Origin of the sequence: Vibrio sp. G-C-1, assembly GCF_021728015.1 — a bacterium.
In the GTDB taxonomy this organism is placed as follows: Bacteria; Pseudomonadota; Gammaproteobacteria; order Enterobacterales; family Vibrionaceae; genus Vibrio; species Vibrio splendidus.
Map to the genome: position 1 here is coordinate 42723 of NZ_JAKKCR010000018.1, position 16764 is coordinate 59486.

Sequence of the window (16764 nt, forward strand, 5' to 3'; positions counted from 1 at the left end):
AAAAAGGGTCGCTTGGTTTGAATAGTGTCGGTACAATTAAGGTATGCCATCCACTAAAGTTGTAGCTAAAGATGTCTTTGAAAACACAAATTACCTTGAGAACTGCTGTGGTTCTGCCATTCGTGATGATTTTTCTGTTCACTATGAGCGTAATGGTTTTCACTCAAAAGCAAAGCTACAAAGAGATGGTGAGTGATGTTAGTGCACGCCAACTAACATCACTTACTGACCATGTTCATCAAAGCCTGTCCAACTTTTTAGAAAAGCCATTTCACGCGAACCTCTCGCTCAGCCATAACATCGGCTACCACCACCTTTACCAAGCGGGAAACCTTAGCAAGGTCCAAGACTACATTCTTTATACGTTTTCAGACCATTTCACTGCTATACCTCAACTCGATGTGATCGGCTTTGGTTCTGAAGATGGTAACTATGTCGGTTTTCGTAAAGAAACTAACAACGGCTATACCTTGATGGTACAAGACGAGCGTACTAGCGATCAGCTGGTCATTTACCGTGGAAGCAAGATCAGCGAAGACATTCGATCTGTGATTTCAGGTTACGACCCGAGAGTCCGCCCTTGGTACACACCCGTTTCGACGCAAAAAAAGGCTGTATGGTCGCCAATTTATGCCAATGCAGATGAACGCCAAGAGATCACCTTATCTGCCCTCGCCCCTATCTATGATGACAACGAATTCAAAGCCGTCGTCGTTAGCGACATTAAGATCAATACCTTCAATGCATTTCTCAAAGAACTCAAAGATAAAACGGATGCCTCTGTTTATATCATTGATAAACAGCAACGCTTGGTCGCTCACTCGGGCGGAGGTAGCGTGGTCTCTTGGGGAACAGGGAAAACCAATAAGGGCCAACGCTTACTGGCATCAGAGAGTGCTAACCCGGTAATACGTGAAAGTGCTAGCTACGTAGACCAATTTCACCTAATCGATAATTTGGGCGTGCAGCGCTTTAGCTTCCGCCTAGACAACGAACGATACTTCAACCAGATCACCCCTTATGAAGATGAGCACGGCATCACTTGGTTTATTGGTATGTCGATCCCTGAAAGCAACCTACTCGGTGAGTTACCTGAAAACCAAAGAAACAGTTGGTTGCTCGGGCTAGCGCTGAGTTGCATTGGTGTCATTGCTGGGTTAATTGCCTTTAATCGCGTAACCCAACCCATCACCTCAACAGCGGATGCGGCAAAGCGTCTTGCTAAAGGCGATTGGGACACGAGCATGCCAAAGACGGGGCATATCTATGAAACCAGTATGTTGGTGGAGTCATTCAATGAAATGGCCAACAACTTAAAGGCTTCCTTTCAAGCATTGCAGTCTCAGCTTACCTATGACTCATTAACCAAGCTATACAGCCGCGAAGGCTTTATCGACGCTGCCAAGAAAAACCCAGCAAACGAAAAAGGCACACTTTATTTAGTGGGTATTGATCGCTTCCGAGACATCAATGACAGCCTTGGTCATTACAATGGTGACCAATTGCTTATCATTGCGGCCGCTCGTTTAAGAGGCACATTGCCATCCGAGTACCTATTAGCTCGCACTGGCGGTGATGAATTCGCCATTTACGCCCCGAACGTCATCCAAAGCGAGGAAGCTCAACTACTGACGAATCGCCTGCTTCAAACCTTTGCTTCCCCATTTTCAATGGAATCAGAAAGTGTCGTTATTAAGGTATCGATGGGCGTCGTCGGTGTATCTAACGTCCACGACATTGCGCTATTGCTGCGTAGTAGTAGCATTGCTTTGAGCAACGCAAAACAGGACAAAGCTAGTGTCAGCATTTACAGCCCTGAGATGGGTAAAGCATCAAGACATCGCACTAAGATGCTGGCGCGGATGAACCGAGCGATTGAACTTCAACAGTTCGAACCCTTCTATCAACCTATTATTGATCTAGAATCCGGATCGACCATTGGGGCTGAAGCTTTAGCACGCTGGATAGCCGATGAAGGCGTAATTTCACCACTTGAATTCATTCCTCTCGCTGAAGAGAGCGGGCTGATTTACGATATCGGCAAGCAAATTCTACATAAGTCGTGTCGAGATACAGCCATCGCGATTGAGTCAGGAAAATGGAGCAAGGACTTCTCTATTCACGTCAACCTGTCGGTCGATCAACTGAGTGAAAGTGGCTTTGTTGAACAAGTAAAAGGCACGCTACGTGACACCAAGCTACCAGCAAGTAACCTGACACTTGAGATCACTGAGTCACGCATCGTCGACAATGACCCAGCCATCATCGATAACATGCTGACGCTAAAAGCATTAGGCATCTCGATTGCAATTGATGACTTTGGTACCGGCTATTCGTCACTGGCTTATTTACACAAACTGCCATTTGATTGCTTAAAGATCGATCGTAGCTTCGTCAGCAAGCTCGAAAAAGAGAACCTAGACAGCTCGATCGTCGCGGCCATCGTTAACATCACCAAAGGTTTCAAAGTGAGCTTAGTGGCAGAAGGCGTTGAAACACAGCAACAGGCAGAACTCCTCAAGCAACTAAAATGCCCACTGGCTCAAGGCTTCTTATACAGTCGTCCAGTTCCGTTTGATCAGTGGCCAACCGATCTCATCAATGTTCAAAAGAATACCAACGCTCAACCGAATAACGAAGACAAACAAATTACCAAAAGTAAACAAAGCACCAAAAAGGGTGTCACCTAGTCAGGTAGAAAGTCTTCCGTTAGCAAGACACAGATACAAAAATGCCAGCATGATGCTGGCATTTTTTATGTTTTTATTCTCAATCGAACGATTAAATCACACGAGAGAACTGCTGTTGGCGAGCCTTAGCACGTAGGTATTTATCGAAACACATACAGATATTACGAATCAACAAACGGCCACGCAAAGTCACGCGGATTTCTTTGTCGTCGACTTCAACCAACTCATCGTTGATGAAGGTTTGCAGTAGCCCTAAATCTTCTTTGAAGTAACGATTAAAGTTAACCGAGAACTCAGATTCGATCATGGTTTTATCAAGCTTAAAGTTACAGATAAGCTGTTTGATCACTTCACGACGTAGAAGGTCGTCACTGTCTAGAGCAACACCTTTCCAAAGCGCGTGGCGCAAGTCATTCACTTGAGCGTAGTACTTCTTCAGCTCTTTCTGGTTTTGAGCGTAAGCATCACCGACCATTGAGATAGCAGAAACACCGAAACCAATTAGGTCAGCTTCACCTTGGGTCGTGTAGCCTTGGAAGTTACGATGCAGAATACCTTCACGCTGTGCTACTGCTAGCTCGTCTTCTGGTAAAGCAAAGTGATCCATACCAATAAACTGGTAGCCCGCGCCCGTTAAAGTCTCAATGGTATCTTGGAGGATGGCCATTTTCTCTTTTGGTTCAGGTAGGTCTTCATCTTTAATCTTACGCTGCGCGGCAAACAGTTGCGGCATGTGTGCGTAGTTAAATACCGATAAACGACCCGGTTTCATTTCTAACACTTGCTTCAATGTTTCCGCGAACAAAGCTTGAGTCTGCTTTGGTAGGCCGTAGATCAAGTCAAGGTTGGTAGAACGGAAGCCTAGCTCTTTCGCACGTTTAACCATCGCAATGATGAACTCTTCATCTTGCTCACGGTTAACCAGTTTCTGCACTTCTTTATTGAAGTCTTGCACACCAATGCTCAGGCGATTGAAGCCTTCGTTACGCAGGTGGTCAAGTACGTCTAGCTCAATCTCACGCGGGTCAACTTCAATACTGATTTCAGCGTCAGCAGTGAAATTAAATTCCTCACGCAGAATCATCATCAAGCGAGTAATTTGTGTTTTGGTCAAGAACGTTGGCGTACCACCACCGAAGTGCAATTGCGTCACTTCACGGCCATTCAACAAAGAGGCGCGCTGGCGGATTTCATGTTCAATCACATCTAAGTACTCATCCGCTTTATGCGAGTGACGAGTAATGACTTTATTACAACCACAGTAGTAACAAAGCTTATGACAGAACGGGATATGCACGTAAAGAGAGAGTGGACGCTCAGGGTACTGAGTACACGCCATGTCGTAATCAGCGACGGTAAACGCTTCATGAAACTCCAACGCTGTTGGATATGAAGTATAACGAGGTCCCGAATAGTTGTACTTGTTTAAGATCTCTTGATCCCAAACGATTTGCTGATTCGTTGTTACTGGCTTGCTCGACATAGCGGTAATTCCAATTTAGATCCGCGAGAACCTAAGGTCTCTCAAATCATTTTACATACATTAAAATATAGACGGGTTATTTTGCCACACGACCAGTAAGGTCGTTCCAAGACAAAATCAATTTTTCAGACAAAAACTCAGAACTGCTAGCTTGATCACTAACAAAGCGTCGGGATTAACGAGACGCAAAAGGTAAGAAGGCTCATTTAACATCGTCTATTAAAAGACAAGGCTACTTAAAAACAAGATGCATTTAGGAAAAAAAGTCTTAAATGCATAGGTATTAAAAGCAGCGCGTCTTAAAACGGAATGTTAAACAAGCCTCTATATTTAAAAGTCTTAGTGACTAGATCATCTGAATGTTGATTTGGTTGTTGAGAGGCTTAACCTTCTCCTGCAACCTTTTCAAATCTTCAATGACCGCATCATTCAAGCGAGTCTCCGCCTTATGGCGTGTGAGATTCTGCTGCATGCGCTCTTTCTTCGTCAGTTCCTGCCTTCCGTCTCCGCGAGCCATATCTTTTACGATATGGTACAGCTCAGAAAGAGCAGGATACTCAGAATCAAAATCGACACGCTCATCACCCTGAACGTTATCCATAATGATACACACTCGGATACTGATCTCAGGTAAGTCACACTGGCCTTGAATACCCGCTAAGCACAAAGTATTTACGTTTTCGTAAATCGTCGCGTTACGTTTTTCAATGGCAAGTGCTTGATGCTGCTTTTGCAACTCCGTCTGCTTCTTCACTTGAAGTAGAAGGTAACCTGCGTAAGAGCCCAAGCCGAGAATGATAATTCCACCAGCAATTGCTAATAAGGTTACGTTCATTGGCTATTAACCTTTAAAGCTGTCTAAGTCGAAATCTTCGAATTGAGATAGCAAGTCTTCGTCAGAGCTTGCTTTCTTCTTAGAGGCAACCGGTGCTTCTTCGAAGATCTCTTCTTCATCGTCTTCTGGTTCTAGCAGACCTAAGCGGCCCATTAGGTGTTCGATACGATCAAGTTTCTCATCAACAAACTTCTGCAGACCAGCACCTAGGTTTTCACCATTTTCGATACGATCTAGCAATGTGTTCAATTGAGCATCATTCTCAAGCATCTCTAACTCTTGTTCGTTAGATAGCTTGCGCTCTTGTTTCGTCGACTTCTTCGCTGGTTCAACAATCAGCGGGATTTTTTTCTTGCTGCCTAAACGAGGGTCGCGAGCTAGTGCAGCTTTACGCTGTTTTGCTTCGCTACCATCTGAGTGACGGCTGCCAGACTTAAGGCCTTTACGCTTTTTAACACGCTTACGTTCACGACCTTCAACATCAGATTCACTACGGTTACGAGTAACCATAGGTTCCGGAGCGCCAAGTGCTCCCGGTTTTCTTGATTTCTTACTACGACCCATTACTGCACTTTCCTCAGTAAAATTACATCATTTCCAAAAAATTCTAGTTCGAGCTTATCCCGCTCTGCCAAAAACTGGAATGTTTGACGACTAAAGAAGACGACATGTGTCGGGTCATTCTTGTAGTGCCAACCAGCAAACGCGTCTACGTCTATTACTAGTTTAGTCATAAGACCAATCCAGCCCTTGGGTTTAACTAAATTCAACCATTGCTGCCACACTTTGTCTGGGTGATAAAGATGCTCTATCACCTCCGTGGCAGTCATAAAGTCATACGTTTTTTCCAACACAGAAGCTTCTGGGTGGTAATAGATATCGTACAACTCCATGGTGTGTCCGGCTTCTTCTAACATAATAGATAGCGTAGGGCCTGGGCCACAACCAAAATCCAACCCGTGTGAGTTAGATGAAATTTTGTCTGTTAGTGGATCCGCGATGCGAGATAGAAAACGGCGATAGCCTGCATCACTAGGATCGTTCTCATGGAGATCATAGTGTGCTTTCTCTTCTTTTGCTTCTAACCTTTGTTCAGGTTTAACAAATACCAGTTCACATTGCTGACATTGCAGATAGGCTCTGCGTTTGTCTTCAAAATAGTGATTCACGCCTTGGTGATGGCATAAGGGACAAGTATACATAGCACATCCTTAAACAGGGATGCGAAACATACCAGAAACTGAGTTTATAGTGGAGAGGTATTGGGTGTTTTTTCATCAAATCAATAAAAAAAGCGATAGGAAAACCTATCGCTCTCTAAATCTGCCTATATCGGCCAAAATTTGCATACTCAACTTGGTACACAAATCTCCATTTGTTATTGGTGCTTTCCATGCCAAATTTGTTTGTTGTTCATCGTCCTGATGAGTTTTGGCTATCCTTTTCTAACACCTTGTTGCTGGGCTGTCCTAGCCTGATCCGTTTCTGTCTATACCGTTAGACTAGATGACCATCCGTATCTAAGTCAGCTCCTAGCTGATGGCCGTTACTTTACCGTGTTACAAAAAGACTACAAGAGTTCAAGTTCACACTTTTGTACACAAATCGATCACACATTGATAAATCAGACATCAGCAACAAACATATTAATAAAACCAATACAAAAGAAAACGCCCCGACCATTACTGATCGGGGCGTCTCTTCAATCTCGCTCGAGCGTACATTTCTTTACTCTGGCTAAGAGCAAGAAACCGACATATTAGTGTAAACCACCAACGTACTTCGATAAGGTATCAATATCTGCGTCTGTTAACTTTTTAGCTACATCACGCATCATCGCATTCATGTCGTTATTACGGCTACCATCGCGGAATTTCTCAAGTTGAGCCTTGATGTAATCTGCGTGCTGGCCTGAAATCTTAGGGAAACCAGAAAGTTCGGTACCGTTACCACGTGGACCGTGACAAGCAATACACGCCGTTACGCCGCGTTCTGCGTTACCCGCGGTGTAAAGAACCTTACCTTCATCTACTACGTTCTCAGGAGTAGAGTTACTAGAGATAGGTAGCGATGCGTAGTACGCCGCTAGGTCAGCCATATCTTCTTCAGATAAAGACATCGCCATTGCACCCATTACAGGTTCATTACGACCTTGCTTACCACCACTAGTCATACCGAGCTTAAGCTCTTTTAACTGCTTCTCTAGGTACTTCTCATGTTGACCAGCCAGCTTAGGGTACTGAGTGATCAGACTGTTGCCGTCAGCACCGTGGCAGGCAACACATGTTTGTGATTTGGCTTTACCAGCTTCAATACTACCTTGAGCCCATACTGAGCAGCTGGCTAAAAGACTCAAAATTAGCGCTAATTTCTTCATGACATTCCATTATAATTATCAAGCTTCCAGTACCACTCTATGTTGCCACTCATGGTACAATAGGCGACCTTATGCCGAGCACGGTTATTTTACACAAATTCACAAAAAAGTAATCAATCGACTACACAAAGTCGAGATGGAGTTAACAGTGAGCGTAAAAATTCATTATCAAAACACGCATTTCATTACCAGTGCACCTGATATTCGTCATTTACCAGAAGACGAAGGGATCGAAATTGCGTTTGCAGGACGCTCCAATGCTGGTAAATCTAGCGCGCTAAATCGCGTTACAAACCAAAAAGGCTTGGCGAAAACCAGTAAAACACCCGGTCGAACTCAGCTAATTAACCTATTTAAGGTAACGGACGGTTGTCATATCGTCGATTTACCAGGATATGGCTTTGCTCAAGTTCCGCTTGAGATGAAGAAAAAATGGCAGAAGTCGCTAGGCGAATACCTACAACGACGTGAAAGCCTGAAAGGTTTAGTGGTATTGATGGATATCCGTCACCCAATGAAAGACCTTGACCAACAAATGATCTACTGGGCTATCGATAGCCGCATCCCAGTACAAGTTTTGTTAACAAAAGCAGACAAACTGAAAAGTGGTGCGCGTAAAGCACAGCTACTGAAAATCCGTAATGATGCGAAATCTTTCGGTGGTGATGTTGCGGTTGATGTCTTCTCTTCAATGAAGGGTATCGGCGTTGATCAACTGCGTGCCAAGATGGATGAGTGGTTTGCCCCAGTGTTTGCTGATCAAATCATTGATGAGCTAGCGGACGAAGAGCACAACGACTCAGAGTAGCTCTTCTATCTATAGCTTTATCTATAATTAGAAGTTAAAGCACTTACAGCAAGTGATTTAGCCTTATTAATACCCTTCCTTATATAGGTGGGGTATTTTTTTGCCCAAAAATTAGTGAGTTAAACCTAAGTATTGAGAATTAAAGACAAGATTAATCAGTTAGAAACGAGAGAAGTGAACCATACTAAAAGACACATCTAAATAAACAGAACAATGAGAAAGGAATACTCATGTGGAAAACACCGTTGGCCATCATTGCACTAATGCTGGTCTCATTGACAGGGTTCGCCTCTGAAGCAGAACAAGAACAAGCCCCACTGATCAATGTTGATATGACCTTGGACTTGGATGGTATGGAAAAATACGCTCAAGATGCGAGTGAGTCTCTTGAGGTGATATCGCAATCTTTGCAGGCGATCGTCAACAACCCCAACCTTAGTGAAGACCAACAACAAGCTCTGAACCAAACCGTTGAAAGCATCAACAAGCTTGCGAGCTCTACCAAAACATCACTCAATCAACTCCCACAAGCCTTAGACCAATCTCGACTCGCCTTTAAAAAGACCAGTCAAATGCTGTTGGATGATATTCAGACCAAGATCATCATTGCGTTAGCAGCCGTTATCGCTGTCATTGTTATCGCTTTGACTGCCATCTACCTACTTATCCTAAAACCCATGCAGCAAACCTTGGTGAAAGCGACCAACAATATCTCTTCTATGGCGCAATCCATCCAAATCACCGCCGAAGCGCTGAAATACAGTACTGAGAAACAACAAGAAATCATGGATTACATTGAGCATTCACCCACTCAATACACTGATAAATAAGGTGTAAGCGATCAATCCTTTATCGGCAACTTGTAAAATAAAAGTTATTTTAAATGATAAAACAATCAAATGAGAGACGGATTTAAATTACCAAATGCTGATCGAGTTCCAGATCTAAGGCAAATCAGGTGTTTATCACTGTGCTTGAGAAAGCGTAAGAAAAGACACTAAAAAGGGCGGGTTTATGGGAGTAATAGTAGGTTAGAAATATTTTTCTTTCGCACAAGAAAAAACGCCCCAGTCAAATACTGACTGGGGCGGCTGAATCAGCCTAATCCAATAACGTGAAACAAAAGGTCTGAAAGATAGAACATCTTACCTCTGTACCCTACAAGATTTAATGTACAACAATTGCTCAGAAATGAAAACAATTTTTGTAGTTTTTTTTCATGAATGTTTTATTAAAACACTTAAATTCTTCTTACGGCTCAACTTTATTCGAGACAAAAAAAAGCCAGTGTTTGTGCACTGGCTCATACTAATTCACTCAATAAGGTCAAAAACTGATTAGTGGGCTTGATCCCAGTTGTCACCGTGGCCAGCTTCCGCGACTAACGGTACTTCTAGATCAGCGGCTGACTCCATCAATTGTTGTACTTTACTTTCAATTTCGGCTAAAGCTGACTCTTGAACTTCAAATACCAATTCATCGTGTACTTGCATCAATAGCTTCACACGACCATCGCCTTCGGCTTGAATCCACTCATCCACTAACAACATCGCTTTCTTGATAATGTCTGCCGCCGTACCTTGCATTGGCGCATTGATCGCCGCACGTTCAGCGGCTTTACGACGCATGCCATTACGAGATTGGATTTCAGGCAGGTGCAAACGACGACCGTAAATGGTTTCAACGAAGCCTTGCTCTGAAGCAGCGCTGCGTGTGTCTTCCATGTACTGCATTACACCAGGGTAGCGCTCGAAGTAAGTATCCATGTAGTGTTGTGCTTCACCACGAGGAATACCCAGTTGCTTAGCCAAGCCAAAGGCACTCATACCGTAGATAAGACCGAAGTTAACGGCTTTAGCACGACGACGCTGTTCAGTGGTAACTTGATCAATAGCCACGCCGATAATCTCAGCAGCCGTTGCCGCGTGAATATCTTTGCCTTGTTGGAACGCTTCCAGCAGCGCTTTATCACCCGATAGGTGCGCCATGATACGCAATTCAATTTGAGAGTAATCGACCGCTAGGATCTTCCAACCATGTTGTGCAACGAATGCTTGGCGAATACGACGACCTTCTTCATTACGAATTGGGATGTTCTGTAGGTTTGGATCAGTCGAAGACAAACGACCGGTTGCCGTCACCGCTTGGTGATAAGACGTGTGAACACGACCCGTTTCAGCGTTGATCATCTTCGGCAGTTTATCCGTGTAAGTAGACTTCAGTTTCGCAAGGCCACGATACTCAATGATCAGCTTAGGCAACGGGTAATCAAGGGCCAGCTCTTGCAACACTTCTTCGTTAGTTGAAGGCGCACCTGATGGCGTTTTCTTGATAACTGGTAGACCCATTTTTTCAAACAGGATCGCTTGCAGCTGTTTTGGCGAGTTCATGTTGAACTCTTGCTCTGCAATCTCGTAAGCTTTCTGCTCTAACTCATCCAGACGAACCGCAATCTCTTGTGATTGAGCCCCTAACAGCATGTCATCGATGAATACGCCAGTACGCTCAATGCGAGACATCACAGGAATCAGTGGTACTTCGATTTCTTCATAGATGGTTTTAAGCTTTTCATCTTGCTCGATGTTTTCCATCAGGCGGTTATGCAGACGTAGTGTCACGTCAGCATCTTCTGCGGCGTATGGAGAGGCTTCACCTAGTTCAATCTGGTTGAAAGTAAGTTGTTTCTTACCTTTACCTGCGATTTGCTCAAATGAGATGCAGCTATGCTGTAGGAAGCGTAGCGCTAGGCTGTCCATATCGTGCTTGCCACCTACGCTATTGAAAACGTAAGAAGCCAACATAGTGTCGTGTTTGATGCCCTTCATCTCGATACCGTAGCGCGCTAGCACACTCATATCGTACTTCAGGTTTTGACCCACTTTTGCTTGAGCATCATCTTCAAGAATCGGCTTAAGCTGTTCAAGTACCCAATCACGATCCAGCTGCTGCGGTGCATCTAGGTAATCATGAGCAACCGGCACGTAAGCGGCAACGCCTTCTTCGGTTGCGAATGACAAGCCAACGAGGTTCGCGACCATGTAATCTAAGCTGTCTGTTTCAGTGTCGAAAGCAAACAATTCAGCTGCTTTAAGCTTTTCTAGCCAAACATTGAATGACGCTTCATCTAGAATCGTTTCGTAGTTACTGCGATCAATCGTCACAGCGGAAGTATTCATCTCCACGGTAGACGTTGCTGCAGAAGCACTGCTGCGTACCGCCCCAGCTCCCGCTGCTGCAGATCTTTCATCCGCTTCAACCACACCACTGCCACCTTCAAGCAGCTCGTTCAACCAAGATTTAAAAACAAGTTGGCCGTATAGTTTGATCAGCTCGTCGATATTTGGCTGAGCTTTAACGAGTGACTCTGGTGTCTCTTCGAGTTCAACATCTAACTTAATCGTCGCAAGCTGGTAAGACATATCAGCATTGTCTTTATTATCAGCCAGCTTCTTAGCCATGGTTTTCGAACCACGGAAACCAAGCGCCGCAATATCATCAAGATTTTGATACAACTTTTCGATACTACCGATACCTTGCAGCAATGCCGTCGCAGTCTTATCGCCAACACCTGGAATGCCCGGAATGTTATCCACTTTATCGCCCATCAACGCGAGATAATCGATAATAAGCTCAGGCGGAATACCAAACTTCTCAATAACACCTTCACGATCCATCACCACGTTGGTCATGGTGTTGATCAGAGTAACGTTGTCATCGACCAGCTGCGCCATATCTTTATCACCGGTACTGATAAGCACAGGCATACCCATCGCAGAAGCTTGAGAAGCCAACGTACCAATCACGTCATCTGCTTCAACGCCAGGAATAGAGATAAGTGGCAAACCCATCGCACGAATCACGTTGTGCAATGGTTCTATCTGGCAACGAAGATCGTCAGGCATCGGTGGGCGGTTTGCTTTGTACTCTGGGTACATATCATCACGGAACGTTTTCCCTTTCGCATCAAAAATAACCGCAATACGATCAGAAGCAAATTGACGCATCATGCTGCGTAGCATGTTAACCACACCATAAACAGCATTCGTTGGGATATCACCATTGCTCATGGTGCCAGGGTAAGCATGGAACGCGCGATATAGGTAAGAAGAGCCATCGATCAGAATCAATGGATTATCAGGAATACGAGCCATAATGTTTGTGAATCCAGTAAGTACAGAAATTATCTGTTAAGAATGCCACGTCTGTTGGTTGGATTCTACGTTGTCGATCTGTATCCGTTGACTCGGTTGTGTTCGTAATAATCGATTTGTTGTTATTTTTTGTTCTTAGACACAAGCGTTCTGTGGATAACTCTGTTTATATTATTTACCCACCCTGTTGAGAACTAAGGTAAACCACCAAAAAAACGCAAATAAACCACTGAAAATAAACGATAAAATTACAGATCGAACATATGATCAACGATCTTTTCTCGATCTTGCATTGTGGAAAAGAATGCTGATGGCGTTTTATTCATAAAAAAACGTGCCACTAAATATGCATCTTGTTGAAATGGAGGTATAAAAAAAGCGACACCCGAAGATGTCGCCTAGCAAAAACCGGTAAAGCCATTCAAATTGAATACCACAGCTTTACCTAAAAGCTATAAATTACACTGGAAGCAATGTGAGCAATGTCGTGTCAAAAAGAACTTAGTACAAGTTCGCGAGAATTCTGTTGGGTAACCAAGTAAATACTTGAGTACTTAACATCCTTGTGAACATTTCCTCATTCCCTAAGACGAAGTTAATAATAATGATTCTCATTTAATAGTCAACACTTAAATGATAATAAATCTCATTTAATTTATAAACCGTTAACCGCAGTGCTCAAATTTGCTTCAAAAAATGAATTCTATGGGCATTAATGTCTTCTTTTTCTTCAAATTTTTCGATTAGGTAACCGTTTCTCAATAACAGGCGCAACATTGCAGGGAACTGGTTACGAGACTTAACCTTTAACTGCTTGTAGCCCTGCTCTTGCGCCCACTGTTCTTGAGCGTCTAATTGCGCCTGTGCAACGCCTTTGTTCCTCGCGAGCGGTGATACGCCACCAAACCAGCTATAGAACGTGTTTTCATCCAATTCATAACCGATCTTAAAACCCAGTAACACACCCGCCTCTTCAGCAACGAGGAGCAGGCTTGTTTTACCCGCTAATCGCTCCGATAAAGACGCTACACTCTCTTTTTTGGCGAACTCGGTAATCTGTTCAACAACAGAAACAACCTCTTCTAATGAGCCTTCACGCACAATGACAGACATCTTGTTTCATCCTCATAAAACAAAAGGGCTGGCACAACGGCCAACCCTTTGGTGATCATATGGTTTGCTTGATCGTACTTACCTGCCTTGCAAGTGCTCAGCAGCTTGTGCGTTATCTTCAGCAAGCCACTCTGCGACATCTTTAGCGAAATACGTCAGGACGCCATCAGCGCCAGCACGCTTAAAGCACAACAGTGATTCCATTACGGTTTCGCGCTCTTTCAGCCAGCCGTTTTGAATCGCCGCTTTGTGCATCGCGTATTCACCAGATACTTGGTAAGCAAACGTAGGCGCTTGCAGTTCGTGCTTAACACGACGAACAATATCAAGGTAAGGCATGCCTGGTTTCACCATCACCATGTCCGCACCTTCATTAAGATCCATCGCGACTTCATGAATTGCTTCATCGCTGTTGGCTGGATCCATCTGGTAGTTCTTCTTGTTACCACCTTTCAGGTTCGAAGCACTGCCAACTGCATCACGGAATGGGCCGTAGTAGCACGATGCATATTTTGCAGAGTACGCCATGATTTGAGTATGAATGTAGCCAGCTTCTTCTAACGCTTCACGGATTTTACCAATACGGCCATCCATCATGTCTGACGGTGCAACCACATCAGCACCCGCTTCAGCGTGTGATAGTGCCTGCTTGATTAAGACTTCAGTCGTCTCGTCATTCATCACGTAACCATCTTCATCGATGATGCCGTCTTGACCATGAGTAGTGAACGGATCCAGTGCTACGTCAGTAATCACACCCATATTTGGCACGTGCTCTTTGAGTAAGCGTACTGCTCGTTGTACCAAACCTTCTGAGTTATGAGCTTCAGCCGCGCATAAACTTTTAGCATCTTGGTTCACTACCGGAAACAGAGCAATCGCAGGAACACCCAATTTTGACAGGTAATCCGCTTCCTCAAGCATAAGATCGATAGACAGGCGTTCAACACCTGGCATTGACTCGACAGGTTCACGACGCTCTTTACCCATAAGAATAAACATTGGGTAGATGAGGTCATCCACAGACAATTGATTTTCTGCCATTAGGCGACGGCTAAAGTCGTGCTTACGCATACGGCGCATACGACGACCTGGGAATTGACCTTGAATTGAAACAGACACTAGATTCTCCTTGCCTAGTCTAAGCACCAAAATGCTCAGATATGAAAGTGCTAAATACAGGCAAAAGCATATCACTGATGGCTCAGGACGCTAACAGTAAAATATAAAACCCACTCAAAAACAGGGATAAATGGCAAAAAATGACCTTCTCCTCACACTGCCGTATACTCATGACAACTCAGAAAAGACCGCTTTCAGGACACAACAATGATCGACACCCATGCCCATATTTACGCGAGCGAATTCGATGAAGACCGCGAACAAGTCGTGCAACGCGCGCTTGCTCAAGGTATTGATACCATTCTGCTGCCGAACATCGATTTAGAATCTATCGAGCCAATGCTCGCGACGGAAGCTCAGTTTCCTGAGGTGTGTCGTTCAATGATGGGCTTACACCCTTGTTATGTGGATGCGAATATCGAGCAAACCCTCAAAACCATTCGAGCTTGGTTTGATAAGCATGACTTTATCGCGGTGGGTGAGATTGGTATCGACTTGTACTGGGATAAAACCTTTAAAGCCGAACAAGAGATGGCCTTCGTGACTCAACTGCAGTGGGCAAAAGAGCTCGATCTACCTGTGGTGATCCACACTCGTGATTCTATTGAAGAGACACTTGCTCTACTTCGTAAAGAGCAAGATGGCAGCTTACGCGGCGTATTCCACTGTTTTGGCAGTAGCTTAGAGGAAGCTCAAGCGATCAACGAGCTAGGCTTTCATTTAGGTTTAGGCGGCGTATCGACCTTTAAGAACTCGGGGATGGATAAGGTGATTCCACATCTTGATATGAATTACGTCATCCTAGAGACAGATTGCCCATACTTAGCACCAACACCGAATCGCGGTAAACGTAACGAGCCCGCGTATACCGAACTGGTGGCAAAACGCATCGCTGAATTACGCGGAATTACCCTTGAAGAAGTCGAAAATATAACCACCATCAATGCTAAATCATTGTTTAATCTATGATGAATCTATTAATAAGTAATTATTACGGATTTATCCTCAATTTATTTGAGAAAACAATGTGATATGTATACTATCACCCGCCTGCATATGGAGGTAGTTGATTATGTGTGATCATTCACAACACTTACAACGTCAACATCGAACTCTATGGCATAAAATTTGGGGCATCAAAGAGCTCTATATATGTCAGAACTGTGGTTATCAGTTAAAGATTCGATAAACAGACATAATAAAAAAGCGGCCTAGGGCCGCTTTTTTATTATGTGATTTTTACTGAAGAACTCTAACGATCATGCTCATCCGTAATAACTACGGCTTTTATAGCATCAGCGAATATAGCATCTGCAAACATAGCATCTGCGAATTAAGCATCTGCGAATTAAGACTCCGCTTCTTCCTCTTCATCCGCATCTGGTTTACGCACATAGAAACGCGCGAAGAACAGGCCAATCTCAAACAGAATACACATTGGAATCGCCAACAGTGTCTGCGAAATCATATCAGGCGGCGTTAGCATCATGCCGACAATAAACGCACCTACAACAATGTAAGGGCGCTTCTCTGCCAGTTCTTTAGGTGTCGTTGCACCCGTCCAACATAGCAAGATAATGGCGACTGGCACTTCAAAAGCGATACCAAAGGCAAAGAACAGCGCGAGTACAAAATCAAGGTAACTCGATATGTCGGTTGCGAACTCTACTCCCCCTAATGATATGGCGGTAAAAAAGCCAAATACCAACGGGAATACAATGAAGTAAGCGAACGCCACACCACAGTAAAACAGCAATGAGCTTGAAGCCAATAACGGCATGATCAAGCGCTTCTCATGCTTGTATAAGCCCGGAGCGACAAAAGCCCACACCTGATACAAAATAAACGGAACCGCGAGGAATATAGACGCGATCAAGGTCAGTTTTAAGGGTGTGAAAAATGGTGACGCTACATCAGTTGCGATCATCGTCGCGCCTTCAGGTAAACGATCTACCAAAGGTGCAGAGACGAACTCATAAATATCATTAGCGAAATAAATTAGCCCAACAAACACCACCAGAACAGCAACAATCGCGCGCAATAGGCGATTACGCAGTTCTAGAAGATGGCTAATTAAAGGCTGTGTCTGCTCAGTCGAAGACATGTCAAACCTCTTAAACAGGAAGATCGAAAAGGAGCCGCGTGTATCTATCCAGTTGAATTGGTATCCACTTGAATAGTTATT

The 16764-nt window shown here is 44.1% G+C and carries 13 protein-coding genes; 4 read left to right on the forward strand and 9 right to left on the reverse strand.

Annotated elements, in window-relative coordinates; all coding sequences use genetic code 11:
- Positions 1-71: 71 nt before the first annotated feature.
- Entirely contained in the window at positions 72-2690 is a 2619-nt protein-coding gene (locus L3V36_RS21410) for an EAL domain-containing protein (protein WP_208775642.1), read from the forward strand.
- Between the two features lie 91 nt (positions 2691-2781).
- Here L3V36_RS21410 and hemN read toward each other — a convergent pair whose 3' ends face one another.
- From hemN to L3V36_RS21435, 5 genes are all read right to left on the reverse strand, one after another.
- The gene (hemN, locus tag L3V36_RS21415) at positions 2782-4173 is read right to left on the reverse strand and encodes an oxygen-independent coproporphyrinogen III oxidase (RefSeq protein WP_004735579.1); all 1392 of its coding nucleotides are present in this window, start codon (positions 4171-4173) and stop codon (positions 2782-2784) included.
- A gap of 346 nt (positions 4174-4519) precedes the next feature.
- Entirely contained in the window at positions 4520-5008 is a 489-nt protein-coding gene (locus tag L3V36_RS21420) for a DUF2489 domain-containing protein (protein WP_017079341.1), read from the reverse strand.
- A gap of 6 nt (positions 5009-5014) precedes the next feature.
- Entirely contained in the window at positions 5015-5572 is a 558-nt protein-coding gene (yihI, locus tag L3V36_RS21425; protein WP_004735577.1) for a Der GTPase-activating protein YihI, read from the reverse strand.
- Positions 5572-6210 (reverse strand): class I SAM-dependent methyltransferase, encoded by a 639-nt coding sequence (locus L3V36_RS21430; RefSeq protein WP_004735576.1) that lies wholly within the window; start codon positions 6208-6210, stop codon positions 5572-5574. Before L3V36_RS21430 ends, yihI begins: the two co-directional genes overlap by 1 nt.
- A 557-nt stretch (positions 6211-6767) precedes the next feature.
- Positions 6768-7385, reverse strand: coding sequence for a c-type cytochrome (locus L3V36_RS21435; RefSeq protein WP_004735574.1), 618 nt, complete (start codon positions 7383-7385; stop codon positions 6768-6770).
- Between the two features lie 148 nt (positions 7386-7533).
- Here L3V36_RS21435 and yihA point away from each other — a divergent pair, with 148 nt between their 5' ends.
- Entirely contained in the window at positions 7534-8193 is a 660-nt protein-coding gene (gene yihA, locus L3V36_RS21440; protein WP_004735573.1) for a ribosome biogenesis GTP-binding protein YihA/YsxC, read from the forward strand.
- 230 nt (positions 8194-8423) lie between these two features.
- The gene (locus L3V36_RS21445) at positions 8424-9023 is read left to right on the forward strand and encodes a hypothetical protein (protein WP_017081700.1); all 600 of its coding nucleotides are present in this window, start codon (positions 8424-8426) and stop codon (positions 9021-9023) included.
- Positions 9024-9530: 507 nt separating this feature from the next.
- Here the strand turns inward: L3V36_RS21445 and polA are convergent.
- The 3 genes from polA to hemB form a co-directional block, all read right to left on the reverse strand.
- Positions 9531-12344 carry a DNA polymerase I gene (gene polA / locus L3V36_RS21450; protein ID WP_104215058.1) on the reverse strand — a complete coding sequence of 938 codons (2814 nt, stop codon included), beginning with the start codon at positions 12342-12344 and terminating at the stop codon, positions 9531-9533.
- Between the two features lie 678 nt (positions 12345-13022).
- Entirely contained in the window at positions 13023-13457 is a 435-nt protein-coding gene (locus L3V36_RS21455; RefSeq protein ID WP_061023652.1) for a GNAT family N-acetyltransferase, read from the reverse strand.
- Positions 13458-13535: 78 nt separating this feature from the next.
- Entirely contained in the window at positions 13536-14579 is a 1044-nt protein-coding gene (hemB, locus tag L3V36_RS21460) for a porphobilinogen synthase (protein WP_017081703.1), read from the reverse strand.
- A gap of 207 nt (positions 14580-14786) precedes the next feature.
- Here hemB and L3V36_RS21465 point away from each other — a divergent pair, with 207 nt between their 5' ends.
- Positions 14787-15548: a TatD family hydrolase gene (locus L3V36_RS21465; RefSeq protein WP_017079345.1), complete on the forward strand. Its 762-nt coding sequence runs from the start codon at positions 14787-14789 to the stop codon at positions 15546-15548.
- Positions 15549-15927: 379 nt separating this feature from the next.
- On the opposite strand, the gene tatC is transcribed toward L3V36_RS21465, so the two are convergent.
- The gene (gene tatC / locus L3V36_RS21470; RefSeq protein WP_004735567.1) at positions 15928-16683 is read right to left on the reverse strand and encodes a twin-arginine translocase subunit TatC; all 756 of its coding nucleotides are present in this window, start codon (positions 16681-16683) and stop codon (positions 15928-15930) included.
- Positions 16684-16764: the final 81 nt, after the last annotated feature.